The organism is Streptomyces pseudogriseolus (assembly GCA_002154585.1).
Taxonomy (GTDB): domain Bacteria; phylum Actinomycetota; class Actinomycetes; order Streptomycetales; family Streptomycetaceae; genus Streptomyces; species Streptomyces pseudogriseolus.
In genome coordinates this window covers 11,962-33,180 of the sequence record MUNG01000019.1, presented here as the reverse complement: position 1 = coordinate 33,180, position 21,219 = coordinate 11,962, and the positions used below count along the sequence as shown (strand labels likewise).

24 protein-coding genes are annotated in these 21,219 nt (G+C 73.6%); 15 read left to right on the top strand and 9 right to left on the bottom strand.

Annotation, left to right across the window (positions count from 1 at the left end; genetic code table 11):
• Positions 1–153: nitroreductase/quinone reductase family protein (locus CCN29_RS02655; protein ID WP_143661266.1), on the top strand; the 153-nt coding region annotated here is incomplete at its 5' end.
• Between the two features lie 112 nt (positions 154–265).
• Here the strand turns inward: CCN29_RS02655 and CCN29_RS02650 are convergent.
• Positions 266–1,213, bottom strand: coding sequence for a cation diffusion facilitator family transporter (locus CCN29_RS02650; RefSeq protein ID WP_006132880.1), 948 nt, complete (start codon positions 1,211–1,213; stop codon positions 266–268).
• Positions 1,214–1,318: 105 nt separating this feature from the next.
• Here CCN29_RS02650 and CCN29_RS02645 point away from each other — a divergent pair, with 105 nt between their 5' ends.
• Positions 1,319–2,347: a glutathione S-transferase family protein gene (locus CCN29_RS02645; RefSeq protein WP_086679881.1), complete on the top strand. Its 1,029-nt coding sequence runs from the start codon at positions 1,319–1,321 to the stop codon at positions 2,345–2,347.
• A 52-nt stretch (positions 2,348–2,399) separates the two neighbouring features.
• Positions 2,400–2,711: a DUF4235 domain-containing protein gene (locus CCN29_RS02640; protein ID WP_006132876.1), complete on the top strand. Its 312-nt coding sequence runs from the start codon at positions 2,400–2,402 to the stop codon at positions 2,709–2,711.
• A gap of 95 nt (positions 2,712–2,806) precedes the next feature.
• Here CCN29_RS02640 and CCN29_RS02635 read toward each other — a convergent pair whose 3' ends face one another.
• Positions 2,807–3,199 carry a VOC family protein gene (locus CCN29_RS02635; RefSeq protein WP_006132875.1) on the bottom strand — a complete coding sequence of 131 codons (393 nt, stop codon included), beginning with the start codon at positions 3,197–3,199 and terminating at the stop codon, positions 2,807–2,809.
• Positions 3,200–3,436: 237 nt separating this feature from the next.
• Here CCN29_RS02635 and CCN29_RS02630 point away from each other — a divergent pair, with 237 nt between their 5' ends.
• The 3 genes from CCN29_RS02630 to CCN29_RS02620 all read left to right on the top strand — a co-directional run bounded on the left by CCN29_RS02630 (position 3,437) and on the right by CCN29_RS02620 (position 5,156).
• On the top strand, positions 3,437–3,814 hold the full coding sequence (locus CCN29_RS02630) for an anti-sigma factor antagonist (protein WP_006132873.1): 378 nt from the start codon (positions 3,437–3,439) through the stop codon (positions 3,812–3,814).
• Positions 3,815–3,946: 132 nt separating this feature from the next.
• A complete protein-coding gene (locus CCN29_RS02625) occupies positions 3,947–4,609 on the top strand; it encodes a DUF4230 domain-containing protein (RefSeq protein WP_006132871.1) in 663 nt (220 codons plus the stop codon).
• A gap of 70 nt (positions 4,610–4,679) precedes the next feature.
• Positions 4,680–5,156 (top strand): VanZ family protein, encoded by a 477-nt coding sequence (locus CCN29_RS02620; protein WP_006132870.1) that lies wholly within the window; start codon positions 4,680–4,682, stop codon positions 5,154–5,156.
• Positions 5,157–5,215: 59 nt separating this feature from the next.
• On the opposite strand, the gene CCN29_RS02615 is transcribed toward CCN29_RS02620, so the two are convergent.
• The gene (locus tag CCN29_RS02615) at positions 5,216–5,491 is read right to left on the bottom strand and encodes a hypothetical protein (RefSeq protein WP_031020740.1); all 276 of its coding nucleotides are present in this window, start codon (positions 5,489–5,491) and stop codon (positions 5,216–5,218) included.
• 73 nt (positions 5,492–5,564) lie between these two features.
• Positions 5,565–6,374, bottom strand: coding sequence for an SDR family oxidoreductase (locus CCN29_RS02610; protein WP_086679879.1), 810 nt, complete (start codon positions 6,372–6,374; stop codon positions 5,565–5,567).
• A 124-nt stretch (positions 6,375–6,498) separates the two neighbouring features.
• On the opposite strand from CCN29_RS02610, the gene CCN29_RS02605 reads away from it, so the two are divergent.
• The 5 genes from CCN29_RS02605 to CCN29_RS02585 all read left to right on the top strand — a co-directional run bounded on the left by CCN29_RS02605 (position 6,499) and on the right by CCN29_RS02585 (position 11,224).
• Positions 6,499–7,581, top strand: a complete 1,083-nt coding sequence (locus CCN29_RS02605; RefSeq protein ID WP_006132867.1) for a PHP domain-containing protein — start codon at positions 6,499–6,501, stop codon at positions 7,579–7,581.
• Positions 7,581–8,237, top strand: a complete 657-nt coding sequence (locus CCN29_RS02600; RefSeq protein WP_006132865.1) for an HAD family hydrolase — start codon at positions 7,581–7,583, stop codon at positions 8,235–8,237. Before CCN29_RS02605 ends, CCN29_RS02600 begins: the two co-directional genes overlap by 1 nt.
• Before the next feature lie 46 nt (positions 8,238–8,283).
• Positions 8,284–9,492 carry an FUSC family protein gene (locus CCN29_RS02595; RefSeq protein WP_442538219.1) on the top strand — a complete coding sequence of 403 codons (1,209 nt, stop codon included), beginning with the start codon at positions 8,284–8,286 and terminating at the stop codon, positions 9,490–9,492.
• Between the two features lie 347 nt (positions 9,493–9,839).
• Positions 9,840–10,871, top strand: a complete 1,032-nt coding sequence (locus CCN29_RS02590) for an SDR family oxidoreductase (RefSeq protein ID WP_006132863.1) — start codon at positions 9,840–9,842, stop codon at positions 10,869–10,871.
• Between the two features lie 62 nt (positions 10,872–10,933).
• Entirely contained in the window at positions 10,934–11,224 is a 291-nt protein-coding gene (locus tag CCN29_RS02585; protein ID WP_086679875.1) for a hypothetical protein, read from the top strand.
• Positions 11,225–11,247: 23 nt separating this feature from the next.
• On the opposite strand, the gene CCN29_RS02580 is transcribed toward CCN29_RS02585, so the two are convergent.
• Together CCN29_RS02580 and CCN29_RS02575 are read right to left on the bottom strand one after the other, a co-directional pair.
• The gene (locus CCN29_RS02580; protein ID WP_086679873.1) at positions 11,248–12,534 is read right to left on the bottom strand and encodes an ROK family protein; all 1,287 of its coding nucleotides are present in this window, start codon (positions 12,532–12,534) and stop codon (positions 11,248–11,250) included.
• Between the two features lie 80 nt (positions 12,535–12,614).
• The gene (locus CCN29_RS02575; RefSeq protein WP_031063156.1) at positions 12,615–13,622 is read right to left on the bottom strand and encodes a phosphotransferase family protein; all 1,008 of its coding nucleotides are present in this window, start codon (positions 13,620–13,622) and stop codon (positions 12,615–12,617) included.
• A 144-nt stretch (positions 13,623–13,766) separates the two neighbouring features.
• On the opposite strand from CCN29_RS02575, the gene CCN29_RS02570 reads away from it, so the two are divergent.
• The 3 genes from CCN29_RS02570 (at position 13,767) to CCN29_RS02560 (ending at position 16,977) form a co-directional block, all read left to right on the top strand.
• Positions 13,767–14,255 (top strand): FBP domain-containing protein, encoded by a 489-nt coding sequence (locus CCN29_RS02570; RefSeq protein ID WP_006132859.1) that lies wholly within the window; start codon positions 13,767–13,769, stop codon positions 14,253–14,255.
• Between the two features lie 100 nt (positions 14,256–14,355).
• Entirely contained in the window at positions 14,356–15,612 is a 1,257-nt protein-coding gene (locus CCN29_RS02565; protein ID WP_006132858.1) for an FUSC family protein, read from the top strand.
• A gap of 168 nt (positions 15,613–15,780) precedes the next feature.
• Positions 15,781–16,977: a lactonase family protein gene (locus tag CCN29_RS02560; RefSeq protein ID WP_086679871.1), complete on the top strand. Its 1,197-nt coding sequence runs from the start codon at positions 15,781–15,783 to the stop codon at positions 16,975–16,977.
• Here the strand turns inward: CCN29_RS02560 and CCN29_RS02555 are convergent.
• On the bottom strand, positions 16,945–17,676 hold the full coding sequence (locus tag CCN29_RS02555; RefSeq protein WP_006132854.1) for a DUF2470 domain-containing protein: 732 nt from the start codon (positions 17,674–17,676) through the stop codon (positions 16,945–16,947). The two genes, CCN29_RS02560 and CCN29_RS02555, sit on opposite strands and share 33 nt — an antisense overlap.
• A gap of 87 nt (positions 17,677–17,763) precedes the next feature.
• Entirely contained in the window at positions 17,764–18,372 is a 609-nt protein-coding gene (locus CCN29_RS02550; protein ID WP_031020724.1) for a TetR/AcrR family transcriptional regulator, read from the bottom strand.
• 111 nt (positions 18,373–18,483) lie between these two features.
• Between CCN29_RS02550 and CCN29_RS02545 the strand changes: the two genes are divergently transcribed.
• Complete coding sequence (locus tag CCN29_RS02545; protein WP_086679869.1) at positions 18,484–19,989, top strand: cytochrome P450; 1,506 nt, start codon at positions 18,484–18,486, stop codon at positions 19,987–19,989.
• Here the strand turns inward: CCN29_RS02545 and CCN29_RS02540 are convergent.
• Positions 19,965–20,819, bottom strand: a complete 855-nt coding sequence (locus CCN29_RS02540; protein ID WP_442538218.1) for a hypothetical protein — start codon at positions 20,817–20,819, stop codon at positions 19,965–19,967. The genes CCN29_RS02545 and CCN29_RS02540 overlap by 25 nt on opposite strands.
• Positions 20,820–21,219 lie beyond the last annotated feature (400 nt).

Below are 21,219 nucleotides of genomic sequence, written 5' to 3'. Positions count from 1 at the left end.
AAATGGGACATGACGGCCCGTGAGATCACCGGTGACGAGAAGGCCGAGTGGTGGAAGCGCGCGGTCGAGGCCTTCCCGCAGTACGAGGAGTACCAGAAGAAGACCAGCCGGGAGATCCCGGTCTTCGTGCTGGAGCCCGCCGGCCAGGACTGACGGGACCGGCTGACGGATCGGCCGTCAGGCCGGCCGACGGGTCCGGCGCGGCGGTCCGGGAAAATCTCGGACCGGTCCGCGCATGAAGCCCCGGACGCCGGGCACACGAGCGTCAGGCCCCGCCGCGTTCCCCCGTCGCGGCGGGGCCCTCCCATGCCTCCGTCGCGCCGCGCTCGGTGACGTCGAGGAACACCTGGGCCGCCTCGGGGACCACCCGGACGATGGACCGCTTGATGCGCACCGCGACCTCTTCCACCCTCTCGCTGTCCAGTCCCGGCACCAGGTCGACGCGGGCGGCCACCAGGGCGGTGTCGAGCCCGGTCTTCATGGTGAACAGCGCCTCCACGCTGTCGATCTCGGGCTGGGCGCGCAGCAGTTCCCGGATCCGCTCGCTCGCCCGCGGGTCGGCGGCCTCGCCGATGAGCTGGTCGCGGGCCTCGCGGCCGAGCCGGTAGGCGACGTACCCGAGCAGCACGCCGATGGCGAGCGAGGCGGACGCCTCCCACACCACCTGTCCGGTGATCATGTGCAGTGCCATGCCGGCCATGGCGAGGGTGACGCCGACGACCGCGGTGCCGTCCTCGGCGACGACCGTGCGCAGCGCCGGATCGCTCAGTCCGCCGCCCTGCCGGCGCACCTGGTAGAGGGCGCGCAGCAGCGAGCCGCCCTCGGCGAGGAGGGCCACGCCGAGCACCACGAGCCCGGCGACGTAGCCGCCGAGGTGCTCCTCTCCCCCGTTCCGCAGGGCGTCGATCCCCTGGTAGAAGGAGAAGCAGCCGCCCATCACGAAGATGCCGACGGCCGCGAGCAGCGACCAGAAGAAGCGCTCCTTGCCGTAGCCGAAGGGGTGGCGGCGGTCGGCCGGGCGGCGGCTGCGGCGCAGGGCGGCGAGCAGGAAAATCTCGTTCACGCTGTCGGCCACCGAGTGAGCCGCCTCCGACAGCAGCGCGGGGGACGACGCGACCAGGCCGCCGACGGCCTTGGCGGCCGCGATGACGAGGTTGGCCGCGAGGGCGACCAGGACGGTGAGACGTGTTCTGCGATCCGATCGTGTGGTCACGACGGCCGATTGCCCCGGTCGGCGCAGCTCATACCGTGCGGTCGGGGGAAAACGGGGAACGCGGTGACAGGGACGACCCGGTACCGACGACAGAGGGAGGCCACCATGGGCGGCCGCGACGACGCGGGCGGCGGCAACAGCGCGTACGGCAGGAAGGCGTTCAAGCGGTCCCGGGCGCACTTCCAGGACCGGATCACCGCGGACGGGCGGGACGGGTGGCCGGTTGAGGCCGGGCGGTACCGGCTGGTGGTGAGCCGCGCCTGCCCCTGGGCGAGCCGGGCGCTGGTGTCGCGGCGGCTGCTGGGTCTCGAGGACGCGGTGTCCCTGGCCGTAACGGACCCCCTCCAGGACGACCGCAGCTGGCGCTTCACTCTGGACCCGGACGGCCGGGACCCGGTGCTCGGCATCCGCTACCTGAGCGAGGCCTACGACCGGCGGGAGACGGACTACCCGGGCGGGGTGAGCGTGCCGGCGGTGGTGGACGTGCCCAGCGGGAAGCTGGTCACCAACGACTACCAGCAGATCACCCTGGACTTCGCCACCGAGTGGACGGCCCTGCACCGCGCGGGGGCGCCCGACCTGTATCCCGAGAAGCTGCGCGACGAGATCGACGCGGTGATGGACGACGTCTTCCGGGACGTCAACAACGGGGTGTACCGGGCGGGCTTCGCCACCGGGCAGGAGGAGTACGAGGCCGCCTGCACGCGGCTGTTCCGGCGGCTGGAGTCGCTGGAGGAGCGGCTGGAGCGCCGGCGGTACCTGGTCGGGGACACGATCACCGAGGCGGACATCCGGCTGTTCACCACGCTGGTGCGGTTCGACCCGGTCTACCACGGCCACTTCAAGTGCAACCGGTGGAAGCTGACGGAGAGCAGGGTGCTGTGGGGATACGCCCGCGACCTGTTCCAGACGCCGGGGTTCGGCGACACCGTCGACTTCGACCACATCAAGCGGCACTACTACCAGGTGCACACGGGTGTCAATCCGTCCGGCATCGTCCCCCTCGGGCCCGACCTGGCCGGCTGGACGACTCCCCACCACCGCGAGGAGCTGGGCGGCCGGCCGTTCGGCGACGGCACTCCGCCCCCTGCGGCGCCGCCCGGTGAGGAGGTCCCCGCGCGGGGCCGCCCCTGACGCACGGCCCGACCCATCACCCGTACGACGCAGCGGATCGAGGAGAAGCGACGTGGCGAAGAAGAGCAAGAAGGCGAAGAAGAAGCTGCCCCTGGCGTACAAGCCGATCGGCTTCGCACTGGGCTGGACCAGCGGCACCGTGGCGGGCATGGCCTTCCAGAAGACCTGGAAGGTGATCAAGAAGGAGGACGACGCGCCGGACGCGCTGGACCGTGACCGCGGCTGGGGCGAGATCCTGCTGGCCGCGGCGATCCAGGGGGCCATCTTCGCGGTGGTGCGCAGCGCGGTGGACCGGGCGGGGGCGAAGGCGATCGAGCGGTCGACCGGGACGTGGCCGGTACCGGAGAAGGGCGGCCGGGACTGACCCGGGCCGTCGTCGCGGGGTTCCGCCCGGACCTCGCTCCTCGAAGGCCGGACGGGCCGTGCGCAGCCCGTCCGGCCTTTCGGGCAACGGAACGCTCAGCCCTGCTTGGGCGCCGTCGGCACGCCTCTGCGCACGGTGAAGGAGTGCCCCGCCGGATCGGCGTACCCGCGCTCCTCCGTCGGGCCGTTCGGGTCGCCGCTCTCCGTCGGGCGGCCGCCCAGGCTCACGATCTTCCGCTCCACCCCGTCCAGGTCCTCCGCCACGAACTCCAGGTGCGCCTGGAGGGAGTTCTCGGGGCGCGGCCAGCTCGGCGCGGTCGCGTTCATGTCGCGGCGCAGCGCCAGGCGGAAGCCGTCGGCGGCGCGGATCTCCACCCGGTTGGCGCTCGCGTCGACGTGCTCCGCCTCCAGCAGCTCTCGGTAGAACTCGGCGAGTTTCTCGGGCTCGGCGCAGTCGAGCACCACCAGGCCCGTGGTCACCAGTGCCATGTCTCCTCCGCGGCGTCGGATGCGGGGCGCTCCGGCCCCGCCTGAGTGACACCTGTCCGCGCGCACGCGCTTTCAGTCATGGATCGACGTGGCGAAAAACTCGGTCGCAAGACGAAGACATATGTCATTCGAACATGCTCAAATGCAGTCGTCGGCAAGTAACTCGCGTGCCGGGGACCGGTGTTGGGGCCGGTGACCCTCCCCCGGAGCACCCAGCAGGCTGGAGGCGATGGCGTCGTGCGGTACGAACCCCCGCCGCTGACGCGGCATCTGCGCGTGCGGCGGGAGCGGGGCCACACCGTGCTGGAGTTCCACGGTGAGATCGACATCGCGGCCGCCGCGGAGATCGAGCCGCACCTCGACCTGGCGACCGCCGAGCCGGACGCCCAGGTCGTCATCGACCTCACCCACATCGAGTTCTTCGACCTCTCCGGGCTGCGGCTGCTCTACCGTGCCCGGCACCGGCTCACCGACGGCCGGCTGCACCTGGTCTGCACCCATCCGCTGACCCTGCGGATGCTGCGGATCACCGGGCTGACCCGTCTGCTGCCGCCGTGGCCCTCCGTGGAGGCGGCGCTGACCGCACCCGGGTCGCGGTCGGGGCCGGTGCAGTAACCCGGCCCGCCGCGGGTCCGCCTCCTCCTGTGCGCCCCCTTTGTGCCCCCGGCGCCGGGGCCCGTCCCCCAACTGCCCTGTCTGTTCCGTGAGATGGCGGGCATGCGGACGGGAGGAAGGAGGGCCGTCGCCATGACGACTCCGGTGAAGCGACCGACCGCGCGCGTGCCCGGCTGGGTGAAGGCGCTGGCCGCCACGGTGGTGGTGCTGGCCGTGCTGTTCGCCGGGATCCGGCTGAGCGTGCTGCCGGGCCTGAAGGACCTGTTCGGCACGGAGACCCGCGACCGCTCGGGGCCGGCGCTGCTGGAGTCCATTCAGGACATCAGCCGCTACGACGCCGCCTCGGGCAACTTCCAGGTGGTGGTGGACCTGGAGAAGGACACCAAGTTCCTGCCGGACGCGGTCCGCGGCAGCCGCACCCTGTACGTGGGCGCGGGCACCGTGGACGCCTATGTGGACCTCGGTGGGCTGAAGGAGGGCGACGTCCGGGCGGACGAGGACCGCACCTCCGCGGTGCTGCGGCTGCCCCGCGCCCGCCTGGGCACCCCGGCACTCGACGTGGACCGTTCCTACGCCGTCTCCAAGCAGCGCGGTCTGCTCGACCGGCTCGGGGACCTCTTCTCGGACAACCCCAACAGCGAACAGGCCGTGCAGAAGCTCGCCGTGCGGCACATCCGGGAGGCGGCCGAGGAGAGCGGGCTGACCGCGCGGGCGGAGGCCAACACCCGGGAGATGCTGCAGGGTCTGCTGCGCTCCCTGGGGTTCGAGCGGGTGCGGGTCACCTTCGCCGGCTGACCGGACTGTGCGCCCCGACCGGGGGTAACCGCCGTAACACTCACGGACCTTGACGACTGGAGGATGACCGATGGCCCGCGCCGCCCCCCGACCGCTCCCGCTGCCCCTGCGGCTGCTCGTGCTGCTGTGCGCCTTCGTGTTCATGGTGGTGTTCGCGGTGGTACTGGCCCGGCTCACGCTCCAGCCGTCCCCCGCCTCGGAGGCCCTGACGCACACCAATCTGCATCCGGGCCGCTCCCTGCGGGCCTACCTGGACCAGCCGGCCCTGCGGGACGCGGTCAAGCAGATCGGCGGCAACATCCTGCTGGGGGTTCCTTTCGGGGTGCTCGCGCCGGTCGTCGCGCCGCGCACCCGGGGCTTCCTGCGGATCCTCGTCCTGACGGCCGTGGTGATGCTGCTGGTCGAGGTGGCGCAGGGGGCGCTGGTGACCGGCCGCGCCTTCGACATCGACGACGTCATCCTCAACACCGCCGGGGCGCTCCTCGGTTACCTGCTCCTGGGCCGGCGCATGAGCAGGGCCGTGCACGCACGCCGCACGAAGAAGTGAGCCACCGGCCCCCGCACGTCGTACGCCTCCGTCCTCCATGGACGGAGGCGTACGGGTGTCTAGGGCCTGCCCCGCTGCTCCTCGCGGGCGCGGGGCGCCTGGCGCGTGGACCAGGTGAACTTGTCCCCGCCCACCCAGCGGACCGTGTCGGGGTCGTCCAGGTCGTGCACCGTGATGCCGTACGCGACGGCTGCCTGCAGCACGTCGGTGACGGACCTGGCCTCACCGACGACCTCTCCGTCGATCTCGACGATCCGGAACGGCGGGACCCCGGGCTGCACCCCGAGCACCGTGATCCGCGGCTGCGACATGTACGGGCTCGCGCTTTCGGTCATGCATCGAGAGTAGCCCCAAACGGCATGATCACGGCTTTCCGGGCACACCGCCCGAGGCTCCCTTCTCCGTGCCTCAGGGCCGGCGCCAGTCGTCGCTGGTCAGGTGCGACCCGGCCTGCGGTCCCATGCGGAGCATGCCGCCGTCCACGCTCCACGAGGCCCCGGTGACGTACGAGGCGTCGGGCCCGGCGAGGAAGGCGATCACCGCGGCGACCTCACGGGCGTCGCCGGGACGGCCGAGGGGGATGCCGGGGCGGGGCTCGGTGTGCGGGTCGATGTCCTCCTGGCCGGTCATCGGGGTGGCGATCTCGCCGGGCGCGACCGCGTTCACGGTGATGCCGTGCTCGGCCAGTTCCAGCGCCATCACCTGGGTGAGCAGTCCGAGGCCGCCCTTGGCCGCGCAGTACGGGGCGGCCCCCACCCGCGGCTGGTGCTCGTGCACGGACGTCACGTTGACGATCCGGCCGCCGTCACCCTGCCGGATCATGTGGCGCGCCGCCCTCTGCGAGCACAGGAACGGGCCGAGCAGGTCGACGTCGAGGACCTCGCGCACCGTCTCGGGCTCCAGGTCGAGGAAGGGCGTCATGGTGCCGGTGCCTGCGTTGTTGACCAGCACGTCGACGCGTCTCAGCCGGTCGCACAGCTCGTCCACCGTGCCGGCGGCGCCGAGCAGCTCGGTCAGGTCCAGGCGGGTCACCTCGGCGCGGCGGCCGTGCGACCGCACCTCCTCGGCGGTCTCCTCCGCGCCCTCGCGGTCGCCGAGATAGGTGATGCCGACGTCCATGCCGGCGGCGGCGAGCCGTACGGCGGTGGCCCGGCCGATGCCGGAGTCCGCGCCGGTGATCACGGCGACCTTGCCCTCGAGGGGAGTGGAGTGGGACATGCGGGCCTCCTCGTCGTCGGTGTCCGCGCTGCCGGGTCGCAGTACCCGTGGCGGCGCGGGCCAACCGCCCCGAGCGGCGTGCGGCCCCGCGCGCCCTGGGGAACCCTGGAGCGAGGAGGTGGCCATGGACCCCGTGGAGGCGCTGGAGGACATCGCGTTCCTGCTGGAGCGGTCGCTGGCTCCGACGTACCGCGTCCGGGCCTTCCGTACCGCGGCGCGCACGCTGGCGGAGCTGGGCCCGGACGAGGTGCGGGAGCGGGCCGCCGCCGGGACGCTGGAGCGGCTCAAGGGCGTGGGGCCGAAGACCGCGCAGGTGGCGGTGGAGGCGCTGGACGGGCAGGTCCCCGGGTACCTGCGGAAGCTGCGCGAGGAGGCGGAGCGCGAGCCCGAGGACCGGGCGGGGCGGGAGCTGCGGGCGCTGCTGCGCGGGGACTGCCATCTGCACTCCGACTGGTCGGACGGGGGCAGCCCGATCGAGGAGATGGGCCGCACCGCCGCGGCGCTGGGCCACGAGTGGGCGGTGCTGACGGACCACTCCCCCCGGCTGACGGTGGCGCGCGGGCTGTCGGCCGCGCGGCTCAGGGAGCAACTGGAGGTGGTCGCGGAGCTCAACGAGACGTGGGCGCCGTTCCGGCTGCTCACCGGCATCGAGTGCGACATCCTCGAGGACGGCTCCCTCGACCAGGAGCCCGAGCTGCTGGAGCGGCTGGACGTGGTCGTGGTGTCCGTGCACTCCAAGCTGCGGATGGACGCCCGGTCGATGACCCGCCGGATGGTGGCCGCCGTGCGGAACCCGCACTCCGACGTGCTCGGGCACTGCACCGGGCGGCTGCTGAGCGGGCGGGGCCGGCCGGAGTCGGAGTTCGACGCCGACGAGGTGTTCGCGGCGTGCGCGGAGACCGGCACCGCCGTGGAGATCAACAGCCGGCCCGAGCGGCTCGACCCGCCCCGGCGGCTGCTGCGGCGCGCGGTGGACGCGGGGGTGCTGTTCTCCGTGGACACCGACGCGCACGCCCCCGGGCAGCTGGACTGGCAGATCCTCGGGTGCGCCCGCGCCGAGGAGTGCGGGGTGCCGCCCGAGCGGGTGGTCACCACCTGGCCGCTGGAGGAGCTGCTCGCCTGGGCGCGGGAGCGCAGGACGCCGGCGGGCGTGGCGGGCGGGCGTGGTGGTACCCGTACGGGTCCGCGAGGAAAGGAAGGGTCTTGATGACACGGGCGGCGGTCTTCGACGTCGACGGCACTCTGGCCGACACCAACCATCTGCATGTCACGGCCTGGTGGGAGGCGTTCCGGCAGGCCGGGCACCAGGTGCCGATGCACGCCGTCCACCGGGCCGTGGGGCTGCCCTCCACCGACCTGATCGCGCATCTGCTCGGCGAGGACCGGGACACCTCCCGCGACGCGGAGCTGAGCGCCGCGCACAAGACGCTGTACGGGCAGTACTTCGACCGGCTGCCCGCGCTTCCCGACGCCGGGCGGCTGCTGGAGCGGCTGCACGACGACGGCTGGACGGTGGTGCTCGCGACGTCGGCCGGCGGGGCGGAGCTGGGCGCGCTGCGCCGGGCGATCGACGCGGACCGGGCGATCTCCGCGACCGCGAGCGCCGACGACGTGGACGAGGGCAAGCCGGCGCCCGAGCCCGTCGAGCACGCGCTGGAGCTGGCCGGGGCGCCCGCCGACCGCGCGGTGTTCGTGGGCGACACGGTGTGGGACATGCGGGCGGCCACGCGGGCCGGGGTGCGCTGTGTGGGCCTGCTGTGCGGCGGCATCCCGCGCGCCGACCTGACCGAGGCGGGCGCGGCCGCCGTGTACGACGACCCGGCGCACCTGCTGGCGTCGCTGGCAGAGTCCCCGCTGGCATGAGATTCCGCATGCTTGTCCACCGGTGCGACAGGGAAACCGCAGGCCCATGACGCGGGTGATCGACGGGACAGGGAACGACAGAGTGACGGCGGGACGGCTGGCCCGGGCCGTGGACGCGGTGCGCTGGGAGACGCAGTCGGTGGGGCGGGCGGCGCGCGCCGTGGTCCGCGGGTCGGGGCGGGAGAGGGATCTGCTGATCCAGTCGCTGAAGGCGGCGCTGGCGGCGCTCGTGGCCTGGCTGGTGGCGCAGGTGTGGCTGGACGACCCGATGGCCCTGATGGCCCCGTGGGTCGCGCTGGTGCTGGTGCAGGCCACCGTGTACAGCTCGCTGGTGACGGGGGCCCGGCAGTTCGCCGCGATCTGCATCGGCGCGCTGGTGGCGTCGGGGGCGCAGGCGGTCACCGACGACAACACGGGCGCGCTCGCCCTGTCGGTGCCGGTCCTGGTGCTGCTGTCGAACTGGCCGCGCTTCGGCGACCAGGGCATCTACGCGGCGACCACGGCCGTGTTCACCATCGCGTCGGGCACGGTGAGCGCGGACGCGGTGGGGCACCGGCTGGGGCAGGCGGCGCTCGGCGCGGTCATCGGCGTCGCCGTTAACGCGCTGATCCTCCCGCCGGTGCACCTGCGGGACGTGCGGGAGAATTTGGCGGCGCTGGCCAGGGAGGCGGGCGAGGTGCTGAGCGCCGTCGCCGGGGACCTGCGCGGCGGCGAGTGGGACGCGCAGACGGCCGTCGGGCGGCTGAACGCGGCGAAGCGGCTCCAGGACCGGCTGGACGCGCTGCGCTCGGCACGCGGCTGGAGCAGGGAGAGCCTGCGGCTGACGTCCGGGATGCTGCGCAAGCTGCACCGGGCGCCGACGGAGGCGCTGCCGCCGGAGGACGAGGACGAGCGGCTCGGCCGGATCACCGGCCATGTCACGGCGCTGACCCGCAGTCTGGCCGTCGCCGCGGACGAGGAGCGCTCCCCGGCCTCGCCGGACCCCGAGGTGCTGGCCTCGTACGGGAAGCTGCTGGAGCTGCTCGGGGACAGCTGCCGCGCGGAGGCGGACCGGCTGCTGGGCGAGGATGACCCCGGCGACCCGCTGCTGGACGAGCGCACCACAGCGGCGATGCGCGATCTGCACACCACGCTCCAGGAGGGCCTGACCAAGGAGGCGGGCCAGGGGGCGGCCCGTACGGCGGTGCTGGGCACGCTGGTGCTCCAGGCGGAGAACCTGTGGGCGGACCTGAACCCGGAGGCGCGGGGCCGCTGACCTGCGTCCGACGTGGTGACGCACGTCACCGCGGAACGGGGCCGTGGGCGGAACACAGCGAGGCTGTTGCCCGTTGAACAGACCGTGGGTGCGGATGGGACAGTGTCCCCGGGCCTCACCATTCGCCCACAGGGACGATCGTTCGGCTGAAGCCCTGTGGTGCCGTTCGCCGAGAGGCGACCGCCATGCGCACCCACCTCTTGCCGCCCCGGCCGTGATTCCCCCGTCGCGGCCGGGGCTCTTCTCTGCCTTTCTCCTCTCGTGCGCCCGCGCGGCCCGCGTGAGCCCTCCCGCGTGCGGGGTACCCGGACCGCTCCGCGGAGCAGTGCATCCGGAGGGAGCGGGACGTGAGCAGCGCAGCGGGACTCAGGGTCGTCGTGACCGGCGCCACGGGCAACGTCGGGACCAGTGTGGTGCGGGCCCTCGCGGAGGAGCCCGAGGTCGGCTCCGTGCTGGGCGTGGCCCGGCGGATCCCCGACTGGTCGCCGCCCAAGACGGAGTGGTCGGCGGTGGACGTGGCCTCGGACCGGTTCGACCTGGTGCGGGAGTTCGCGGGCGCCGACGCGGTGATCCATCTGGCCTGGGCGTTCCAGCCCACGCACGATCCGGCGACCACCTGGCGCAGCAATGTGCTCGGCAGCATGCGCGTGTTCGACGCGGTGGCCCGGGCGGAGGTGCCGACGCTGGTGCACGCCTCGTCGGTGGGGGCGTACTCCCCCGGCCCGAAGGACCGCGCGGTGGACGAGTCGTGGCCGACGCACGGCTGGCCGGACGCCGCGTACTGCCGGGAGAAGGCCTATCTGGAGCGGGCCCTGGACATCGTGGAACGCGACCGGCCCGGTCTCCGGGTGGTGCGGATGCGGCCCGCGTTCCTCTTCAAGCGGGAGTCGGCGAGCGAGCAGCGCCGCATCTTCGGCGGCCGTTACCTGCCGGGGCAGCTGGCGCGGCCCGACCTGCTGCCGTTCCTGCCGGACGTGCCCGGTCTGCGGATGCAGGTGCTGCACACCGACGACGCGGCGCGGGCGTACCGGCTGGCGGTGCTGTCCGGCCAGGCGCGGGGGGCGTACAACCTGGCGGCGGAGCCGACGGTGGACGTGGAGCTGCTGGCCGAGATGTTCGGCGGGCGCCGGGTGCGGCTGCCGCGCGCTGCGGCCCGGTCGGCGGTCGCGGCGGCGTGGGGGCTGCGGCTGCTGCCGGCCTCCCCGCACCTGTTCGACGCGGTGCTGCGGCTGCCGCTGATGGACTGCACCCGGGCGCGGGTGGACCTCGGCTGGCGGCCGACGCGCACGGCGACGCAGGTGGTGGAGGAGTTCCTGCTGGGCATGCGGCAGGGCGCGGGCGAGAAAACGGCCCCGCTGCACGGCAGCGCGGTGGGGTAGGCATGGTTGCGCGGGGCCGGGTGGGGTACCCGCGTGGGCCGTACGGATGAAGGGAGAGCGTCGTGACCGACCATCGCCTCGAAGGTCCCGGTGAGAGCGGCGTGGGTGTCCCCCGGGACATGCCCGACCAGCAGGCCGGTCCCGACGAGGACCCCTGGGAGGTCGCGCCGGCCGCCGCCGAGCGGGAGAGCGAGCGGAAGGCCGAGGAACCCGGGGATTCCGGGGAACCCGACGGGGACGAGTCCGCCGAGGACGTGCCCGACACGGACGAGGCGGGCACGGGCCGCCAGGGCGCGCCACACTCGGCGGCGTCCTACCCGGAGGCCCCGGTGCCGGACGAGTCCACGGGCTGACTCCGCCGTGCACGCTCTCGCGCTCAGCGTGGTACGCGGTCCTGGAGGGCCGCGCGCCAGGCGGGCGCGGGGACGGCCGGGTCCGGCTCGGGGCGGCGGCCGCCCCGGTCGAAGAAGTCGGCGAGCGGCAGGATGGCCGCGCCGACGGTGACCGCGTCCGGCCCCAGCTTGCCCAGTTCGATCGTGACCCGCTCCGCCGGGTGGCGCAGCGCGTACGACAACGCGTGGCGGCGCACGGCCGGCAGGAAGCGGGAGCCGAGCTGGAGGCCGGCCCAGCCGCCCATGAGGATACGTTCCGGCTGGAAGAGGTTGATCAGGTCGGACAGGCCCGCGCCGAGGTACTCGGCGGTCTCCTCCAGCACCGCCAGGGCCACCGGATCGGCGTCGGCGCCGCCGACCGGGTAGGCGGCGGCGAGCATCGCGGTGAGCGCCGTCTCCTCGTCGGTGTCGCGCGGCACCCGGCCGCCCTCCTCGCGCCAGCGGGCCAGCAGCGACTCCGCGCCCGCGTACGCCTCCAGACAGCCCAGCGCGCCGCAGCGGCAGCGGCGGCCCCGGACCCGTACGGTCAGGTGCCCCCACTCCACCGCCCGGCCGTGCCGGACCTCGGGGGTGACCAGGCAGGCGCCGACGCCGGAGCCGAAGAGGACGACGAGGGCGTTGCCCGCGCCGCGTCCCGCGCCGAACCACATCTCGGCCTGCCCGAGCGTCCGGGCGCCGTTGTCGATGAAGTACGGCACGCCGTCGGGCAGCGGGGAGCCGTCGCGCAGCAGGGACTCCAGCGGGACCGCGTGCCAGCCGATGGTCTGCCCGTGCACCACCGCGCCCCGGTCGGCGGTGTGCTCGACGATGCCGGGGACGCCGATGCCGACGCCGAGGAGCCGCTCGGACGGCAGCTCCGCGGCGGCGAGCACCTCGTCGATGCCGGAGCGGATGTGGTCCACGATGACCTCGACCTCGTACCGCTGCTGCTCCAGCGGGCGTTCGGTGCGGGCCAGCTCGGTGAGGGCGAGGTCGAACAGCTCGACGCGGACGCGGGTCTCGCCGACGTCGACGCCGATCATGTGGCCGCTGGCCGGGGCCACGCGCAGCAGGGTGCGGGGACGGCCGCCGTCGGAGTCGACGCTGCCGGCCTCCTCCACCAGTCCGTCCGCGATCAGGTCGGCGACGACGTTGCTGACGGACCCGGAGCTGAGGCCGGTCGCGGGGCCGAGTTCGAAGCGGCTGAGGGGGCCGTCGAAGTAGAGCCGCTGGAGCACGGCCGTGCGGTTGGCCCGTCTGAGGTCGCGCACCGTGCGCCCGTTGCCCGCCATGTGGCTCCTCCCATACACCCGGCCCGACCTGCAACATACCGCCGGGCGGCGGCCCGGCGCGACTTTCCCCACCCCTTAGTTCACGATGTGAACTTACCCGGGGCGTATCCGGTCGCCTCCGCTATCTCGTCCAGCGTGGCCTCCAGGTGCGGCCCGACCCACTCCCGGACCCGGCGCGCGTCCTCGGCGCCCACGGCCCGGGGCACCGTCTCGGTGAGCATGATCAGGTCGAGGTAGGCCCGGTACAGGGCGAGGCGGAGGCGGGCCGCCTCGTCGAGGACGGCGGGTCCGCCCTCCTCCGCGTAACCGGTGAGGAAGGCGTCGTCCCGCCGGATGTCGTCGAGCAGCGCCGGCGAGACGAAGTCGGCGACCGGGTCGCCCCAGAACATCCGCTCCCCGTCGATCAGTCCGCCGATCCGCGCGGGGCCGCCGGCCGGGCGGTCCACCAGGATGTTGCCGGGCCACAGGTCGAAGTGGACCAGCACGGGCACGGTGACCGCGTCCAGCGCGGGGGCGGCGGCGCGGAACAGGGCCGCGGCCTCGTCGGCGGGGCGGGGCAGCCAGGGGCGGTGGTCGCGGGCGTCGGCGAGCACGGCGTCGGTCATCGCGGTGAACGCGGTCCGCCAGTCGGCGGCGAGCGGGCCGAGGGCGCCGGAGGGGTATCCGAACGCGGTTCCGGTGACCTGGTGCAGCCGCGCCACCTGGCGTCCCAGCTCCGTACGCAGGGCGTCGCGCTCCTCGTCGGCGGGCGCCGCCTCCGGCCAGGGCACGCCCGGGCACGCGGTGAGCAGCAGATACGGCTCGGGGTCGTCCGGGGCGAGGGACACGGCGCGCGGCGCGGGCACCCGGGCCCGCGCCGCCCCGGCGCAGAAGCCGGCCTCGGCGACCAGCAGCCGCCGCTCGTGCCGCAGTCCGGGCACCGTGGGCGGGGGCGGGACCTTCAGGACGTACCGGGTACCGTCGGACAGGAGGATCTCCTCGACGGTGTTGTAGGTGCCTCCGGCCAGCGGACGCACCTCGCTCAGGGCGTCGGGCGGCAGTCCGGCGGCCGCGAGCACCCGGCGGGCCCGTTCCCGGGAGTCCCCCATCGTGCGTTCCCCTCCCCCTCGGCGACTGCGGTACAGCCTACGGCGCTGCGGAAAACCGTTGGCCCCGGCGCGGGGCGGATCCCTACGCTGGCCGCCGAAACCTAGGACCCCTAGGTTTGACGGAACATCACAGGAGACGACGTCATGAGAGCACTCACCGAGCAGGACATCCGCGGTTCGTTCATCAACTGCTCGAAGGGTGAGGCGAAGCGGCTGAACGTGCCCCGGGACCTGGACGGGCGTCCGTGGCAGGACCTCGACTTCCTGGGCTGGGGGGATCCGGGCGCGCCCGACCGCAGCTATCTGGTCGTCGAGCGGCAGGACCGGCTCGTCGGCGTGGCGCTGCGCTTCCAGCCGGCCCAGCGGGGTTTCCTGCACCGCAGCATGTGCTCGCTGTGTCTGACGACCCATCCGCGCGGCGGGGTCGCGCTGATGACCGCGCGCAAGTCCGGCCCGGCGGGCCGTGAGGGCAACTCGGTCGGCGCCTACATGTGCACCGACCTGGCCTGCTCCCTGTATCTGCGCGGGCTGAAGGTGCCGGAGACCGGGGCGCGGTTCGAGGAGAGCCTGACCCTGGAGGAGCAGATCGACCGTACGCGGAGCAATCTCTTCGCCTTCATCGACAAGCTGTGACCCCGCCGGGCAACGGGTGTGGTCCCGTTGCCGTCCCCCGGGCGACTGCCGTCACACTGGATCATGTTCGTCACCTGCGGGGAGGGGGAACCGTCCGAGGATGCACGTCGTACGCCAGATGACCGCGCCTGCCGTCCGGTTCGTCAAGCAGCACCGTGATCCGCTGACCGTGCAGACGGTGCGGTCGGCGGCTGCGGCGACCCTCGCCTATGTGATCGCGGTGCGGCTGAGCCCCGAGGCCGCGCCGCTCACCGCCCCGCTGACGGCGCTGCTCGTCGTCCAGGTCACCCTGTACTCGACCCTGACCACGGGTCTGCGCCGGGTGAACTCCGTGGTGACCGGGGTGGTGCTGGCGATCCTGTTCAGCCTGCTGGTGGGTCTGACCTGGTGGAGCCTCGGTCTGCTGATCCTCGCGGCGCTGGTCACCGGCCATCTGGTGCGGGCGGGCGAGTTCGTGCCCGAGGTGGCGATCAGCGCGATGCTGGTGCTCGGGGTCACCACGCACGGCGACACCGCCTGGGCGCGGATCGTGGAGACGCTGATCGGCGCCTTCGTGGGGATGGGGTTCAACCTGCTGCTGGCGCCGCCCGTGTGGGTGGAGGAGGCCGGCGAGTCCATCGAGGAGCTGGCGCGCCGGGTACGGCAGCTGATGCTGCGGATCGGCGAGGAGGCCGCGGGCCGTCCGCCGGCGGCGCGCGCGGCGGCCCGGCTGCACGAGGCGCGCAGGCTGGACCACGACATCAGTGAGGTGGACGCGGACCTGCGGCAGGCGGAGGAGAGCCTGCGCCTCAACCCGCGGGTGCGGGAGGGGCTGCTGCACCGGGTGGTGCTGCGCACGGGTCTGGACACGCTGGAGATCTGCACGGTGGTGCTGCGGGTGCTGGCCCGCACGCTGACCGACCTGGCGAAGGAACGGGAGCCGGAACGTCTCTTCTCGGAGGAGACGGGGCAGGCCTTCGAGCAGTTGCTGGCGGAGATCGCCGACGCCGTGGTGAGCTTCGCGGTGCTGGTCACCACGAGCGTGAGCGCCAACGCCGAGTCGGCGGAGGAGCGGCTCGCCTCGCAGCTGCGGCAGGCGGCCGGCACCCGCGACAGGCTGGCGGAACTGTTGTACGAGGAGGCCCGGCGCGACCCGAAGCGGTGGCAGCTGCTGGGCGCCCTGCTGACGGAGGTCAACCGCATCCTCGACGAGATGGACACCGAGCACCGCACCCGGCGGCTGTTCGAGGAGCTGGACCGTCACTCGCGGGAGCAGCGGGAACGGCTGCCGCGGCTCACCCGCATGCGCGACCGGCTGTCCGGCCTCCCGGCCCGCTTCCGCCGCGACCGGGACGGGAAACCGGCGGGGCGGGGCTGAGGCGGGTCGGCGTCGAGGCGGGGCAGCGCCGGAGCGGGTGGCTCCGCGCGGCGCGAACGACGGCCCGCGACCCGCCCCGCGCGAGCCGGGTTCCCTTGCGTTCGACGGGTGATCGGCGAAAGGGTAGGCCGAGGCGAGCGGGACGGGGGACGACCGAAGGTGCGTGTGATGGACAGGGCCGGTTTGAGCAGGCGCCGTTTCGTGGGCGCGTTCGCGGGGACGGCCGCCGGGATGTCGGTGCCCGCCTGTGACGGCGGTGACCTGCCGCCCGACGCGGCGACCCCACGGGCCCCGGCCACGGTGACCGGCCCGCCCGAGCCCAGCGCGACCCCCTCGGGTCCGCGCCCGCTGTACCTGGGCACGTACACCTCGGTCGAGGGCGGCGGCGAGGGCATCGGTCTGGCGACGTACGACCCGGCGACGGGGCGGATCACCGGCGCGGGCGTCGTGGGCGGGGTGGGCGACCCGTCGTTCCTGGCGGTGCACCCGGACGGGCGGACGCTGTACGCGGTGAACGAGCGGGAGGACGGCGCGGTGACCGCCGTGCGGCTGTCCGACCGTACGGTACTGGGCAGCAGCACCACGGGCGGCTCCTCGCCGTGCCATCTGTCGGTGCATCCCGGCGGGCGGTTCCTGCTGAGCGCCGACTACGGCTCGGGCAGTGTCGCGGTGCACCGCATCGAGACGTCGGGCGCCCTCGGTGAGCGCACGGCGCTGGTGACCCACTCCTCGCCGGCCCCGGGACCGGGCCAACAGGGCCCCCACGCGCACCAGTTCGTCACCGCCCCGGACGGCGGTCACGTCCTCGCGGTGGACCTGGGCACGGACACCGTGTACACGTACCGCCTCGACGAGCAGACCGGAACCCTCACCGAGGTGTCGCGGGCGGCCGCACGCGCCGGCGCGGGACCGCGCCATCTGACCTTCCACCCCGGCGGGCGGTACGCCTATCTCGCCGACGAGGTCGACGACACGGTGGCGGTGTGCGCCTACGAGCCCTCGTCGGGGCGGCTGTCGATCGGGGAGCCGCAGCCGACGGGCTCGGGGTCCGGCACCAACTATCCGGCGCAGTTCGCCGTCACCGCCGACGGCCGGTACGCGTTCCTCGCCAACCGGGGCCACAACAGCGTCGCCCGGTACGCCGTCGAGGAGGACGGGGCGCGGCTGCGGCTGCTCGGCACGGTGCCGGTCGGCGGCGACTTCCCGCGCCACCTGGCCCTCTCCCCCGACGGCGGACTGCTGTTCACGGCGAACCAGAGGTCGGGCGACGTCAGCGTCTTCCACGTGGACGCGGACAGCGGTGAACTGCGGTCCGCGGGCGAGCCGTTCGCGTCACCCGTCGCCGTCTGCGCGCTGCCGCTGTAGCGGCCGGGGGCAGGTGGCGGCGCTCGCCGCCTGGGAGAGCAGGACGTGCATGCGCTCGGTGAGCTGCGCGACGTCGTCGGCGGGCGCGTGGAACGGCAGCCGTACGTCGCCGTCGGTGCGGGCGCGTTCGATGCGCAGGGTCAGTCCGTGCCGGTCCACGGCGAGCGGCCGTACCCGGACCGCGCCCTGGAGGCTGGCCGGGTCCACCAGGCGGGTGAGCCGGTCCACGGCGTCGGCGTGGCAGTCCGCGAGGTGGGTCAGCAGCCGCGCCTCGGCGCCGGCCAGCGGGTCGGGCGCGGCGGCGGCGAAGTCGTCGGGGCCGAGCAGCAGCGCGCCGGAGGGCCGGCGGAGGACCACCCGGGTGGGCCGCAGGGCGAGCCGACCGTCCTCGGTGGAGAACCATCCGGCGAGCCACACCCGGGCACGGACGCGTTCGCGCACGGGGACGGGCGCGACGTCGGCGAACTCCAGCACGGCGGACGGCTCTCCGCGGGGCGCGCAGAACGCGGCGGCGTGCAGGGCGCCGTCCTCGGGCACGTCCAGCAGGATCCGCCCGTCGTCCGTGACGGTGTGCGCGCCGACCAGCTCCTCGCGGGTGCCCTCCGCGGTCACCGTGCAGGACCAGGCGGCGGCGAGCACCGAGCGGGCCCGCTCGGCCGCACCCGGCGCGGCGGCCCAGCCGTGCGTGTGGTCACCCATCCCAACCTCCTCTTAGGTAAGCCTTGCCTAAGCTATCGAAGATCGGGGCGCGCGCCAACCGGCCGAGGCGGATCTCTTGGGTGCCGGTCAGGGCGCGAGGACGCCCAGCAGGGCGCGGGCACACAGATCGCGCACCTGGTCACGCTCCACGTGCGCCCCGCGCAGCCACTCCAGACAGACGGCCGTGGTGAACGCCAGCCAGCCGCGTACGGCGAGCCGGGTGTCCGGCCGGGACTCCAGCACCGGACCGAACTCGGGGTCGGCGGCGAGCGCGTCGAGGATCTGCCGCTCCTGCGCGGCCAGCGCCCGCCGGTAGACCCGCCGGACCGCCTGGTCCCCCGCCGCGTCGGCGCGGTGGAAGGCCCGGTAGCCGTGCGCGTGCGCCTCGACGTACTCCAGATACGCGTCGAGCCCGGCGGTGAGCTGCTCGCGCACCGGGACGCCCGGCACGGGGGCCGTCATACGGAGCATCCGCTCGCTCTCGCGCTCCACCACGGCCGCGAAGAAGTCCCGTTTGTTCGGGAAGTAGTGGTACAGCAGTCCGCGCGACACCCCGGCGATCTCGGCGACCTGTTCGACCCACACCTCGTCGTACGGGCTCTCGGAGAACAACCGCGCACCCACCGCGAGCAGTTGCTCCCGGCGCTCCTCGGTGCTGAGCCGGCGGCGCGCGCGCCCGCCCTGGTCCACGGCCATGCCCGCACTGTAGTTGACGCCGGTCCGGCGGCCGGACCAGACTGGATCCGCGTTATTGAACTCATGTGCAACACGTCGCCACTCGCTCGCCGGACCGAAGGAGACCGTGTCATGGCGGAGACGACGGCACGGACCGCCGTGCCGAAGGGGTTCCGCAGCGCGGAACCGGGCTGGCCCGCCCTGCACCGCATACCGCACCCGCCGTACCGGCTGCCGCTGCTCGGCGACCTGGTGGGGTCGAGCAGACGCACGCCCGTGCAGGACTCGGTGCGGATCGCCCGGCGGCTCGGGCCGATCTTCCGGCGCAAGGTCTTCGGCAACGAGTTCGTGTTCACGTGGGGCGCCCGGCTGGCGGCCGACCTGGCCGACGAGTCGCGGTTCGCCAAGCACGTGGGGCTGGGCGTGGCCAACCTCCGTCCGCTCGCGGGTGACGGGCTGTTCACCGCGTACAACCACGAGCCCAACTGGCAGCTGGCGCACGACGTGCTGGCGCCCGGGTTCAGCCGTGAGGCGATGTCCGGCTACCACCCGATGATGCTGTCGGTGGCCGCGCGTCTGGCCGAGCACTGGGACCGCGCGGCGGCGGACGGGCGCTGGGTGGACGTGCCCGGCGACATGACCAAGCTGACGCTGGAGACGATCGCGCGCACCGGTTTCGGGCACGACTTCGGCCCCTTCGAACGGTCCCGGCCGCACCCCTTCGTCACCGCTATGATCGGCGCGCTCAGTCACGCGCAGCGGCTGAACAACGTGCCGCCGCCGCTGGCCCCGCTGCTGCTGCGCCGGTCGAACCGGCGCAACGAGCGGGACATCGCGCGGCTCGGTCACATCGTCGACGAGGTGGTCCGCCGCCGGCGCGCGGACGGGCACGCGGACGGCGACCTGCTGGACCGGATGCTGGAGACCGCCCACCCGGCCACCGGGGAGCGGCTGTCACCGGAGAACGTGCGGCGTCAGGTGATCACCTTCCTGGTCGCCGGCCACGAGACCACGTCGGGCGCGCTGTCCTTCGCCCTGCACCACCTCTCCCTCCACCCGGACGTGGCGGACCGCGCCCGCGCCGAGGTGGACCGCGTCTGGGGCGCCACGGACACGCCGGCCTACGACCAGGTCGCCCGCCTCCGCTACGTCCGCCGCGTCCTCGACGAGGCGCTGCGCCTGTGGCCGACGGCACCGGCGTACTCGCGGGAGGCGACGGAGGACACGGTGCTGGCGGACGAGCATCCGATGCGGCGCGGCGCGTGGACGCTGGTGCTGACCCCGATGCTCCACCGGGACCCCGAGGTGTGGGGCGCGGACGCCGACCGCTTCGACCCGGACCGCTTCGAACCCCGGGCGGTACGCGCCCGCCCGCCCCACACCTACAAGCCGTTCGGCACGGGCGCCCGCGCCTGCATCGGCCGCCAGTTCGCCCTGCACGAGGCGACGCTGATCCTGGGCCTCCTCCTGCGCCGCTACGACCTGCACCCTGACCCGGCATACCGCCTCCGCGTGACGGAACGGCTGACGCTGATGCCGGAAGGGCTGCGACTGCGTCCGGAACGGCGGAACGCGGGGCGGACGGACATCCCGGCCCAACGGACGGACAGCGGTCAGCCGCGTGGTCCCGTCGTCTGAGGGACGGACTCAGAATTGGCACTGTGGATGCTTCCATCGGTGGCATCCACGACGGCGGAATGCCGCATGCCTCCTTCCCGGGCGGAGAGACGCCAGTGGATGCGCCAGTGGCCGCCACGACGCTCGGCCTGGAGAACCGCCTGCTCCCGCTCTTCAACGGCCACGCTGATCCGGAAATGTCTCGCGAACGTCTCCCACGCCTGGGCCTCGCCGACATGCGCCTGCGGAAGTGCAGGGTCATCGACGCGCCTCACCCTGAGATCGGTCAGTCGCCCCGAAGGCTCGACGCCGATGTCGAGACGCATGGGCATCAACACCTCCCCGCGCCACCGACGCCACTCCACGACCCAGCCGGCACCTGACGGGTCGTCCACGGCCCTTACGGTCACCTGGGAAGCACGCAGGGCCCAGGGAGCGTACCGAGCCGCGTAACGAGTGGCGACGAGCTTCGCTTCCCGCGCGGTACGGGAAGGACGACTCACGTCAGGGATCTCGTACGCGTGGACGCCCTCCCCGTGGCGGGTCGGAGTGAACTGCACGGTGAACTGCTCACGGTCGGACCAGGTGATCTCGGCGAACCCGCCTGGCAGGAGGGCGGTGACCATCCCCTCACCGTCGACGTCGTCGAGATACTCGGCGGCCTCGACTTCATACGCTCCGGGAAACGCCTCGTCGAGAGCGGCGTTGAGCGCTTGGACCTGGCCGGCGTCGGCTGCCGGGACCGGAGTGGGCAGTACGGTACGCACCGGGTGAACAACCGTCAGCCAGGCCGAGACGACCAGAGCGGCAACAACCGCCCCGCCGGCCAGGGCCCGTTGCGTCACCGACAACGCCGGCGGCCAAGGAGGCGAAAGGTCTTCCGGTTGTCAGGACGGCGCACACCCCGAAGGGCACGAAAAGCAGCACATTGAGTTGGCCCTGAACGCCGGCGAACGCCTGGAGGACACTCGGGTTGATCGCGCACTCACCCGTCAACACGCCGCTGCCGGACCAGGTGGTGAGAGTCAGGGGCCCCACCACGGAGGACGCCCAGAGCCCGCAGAAGACACCGCGAGCACGGCCGGCCCGCCGGGCCACCGCGAAGTAGGCAGCCGCACCGGCAAGGAGCGTGACCGTCACAGCCAGGGCCAGAAACACCGCATGGCCCTGGAAAACGGCATGAACCACAACACCCTCCCGCCGAACAGGCCGCCGTCGCACCGCCGCTCGGGAAGGCACGCCCCTGATGAT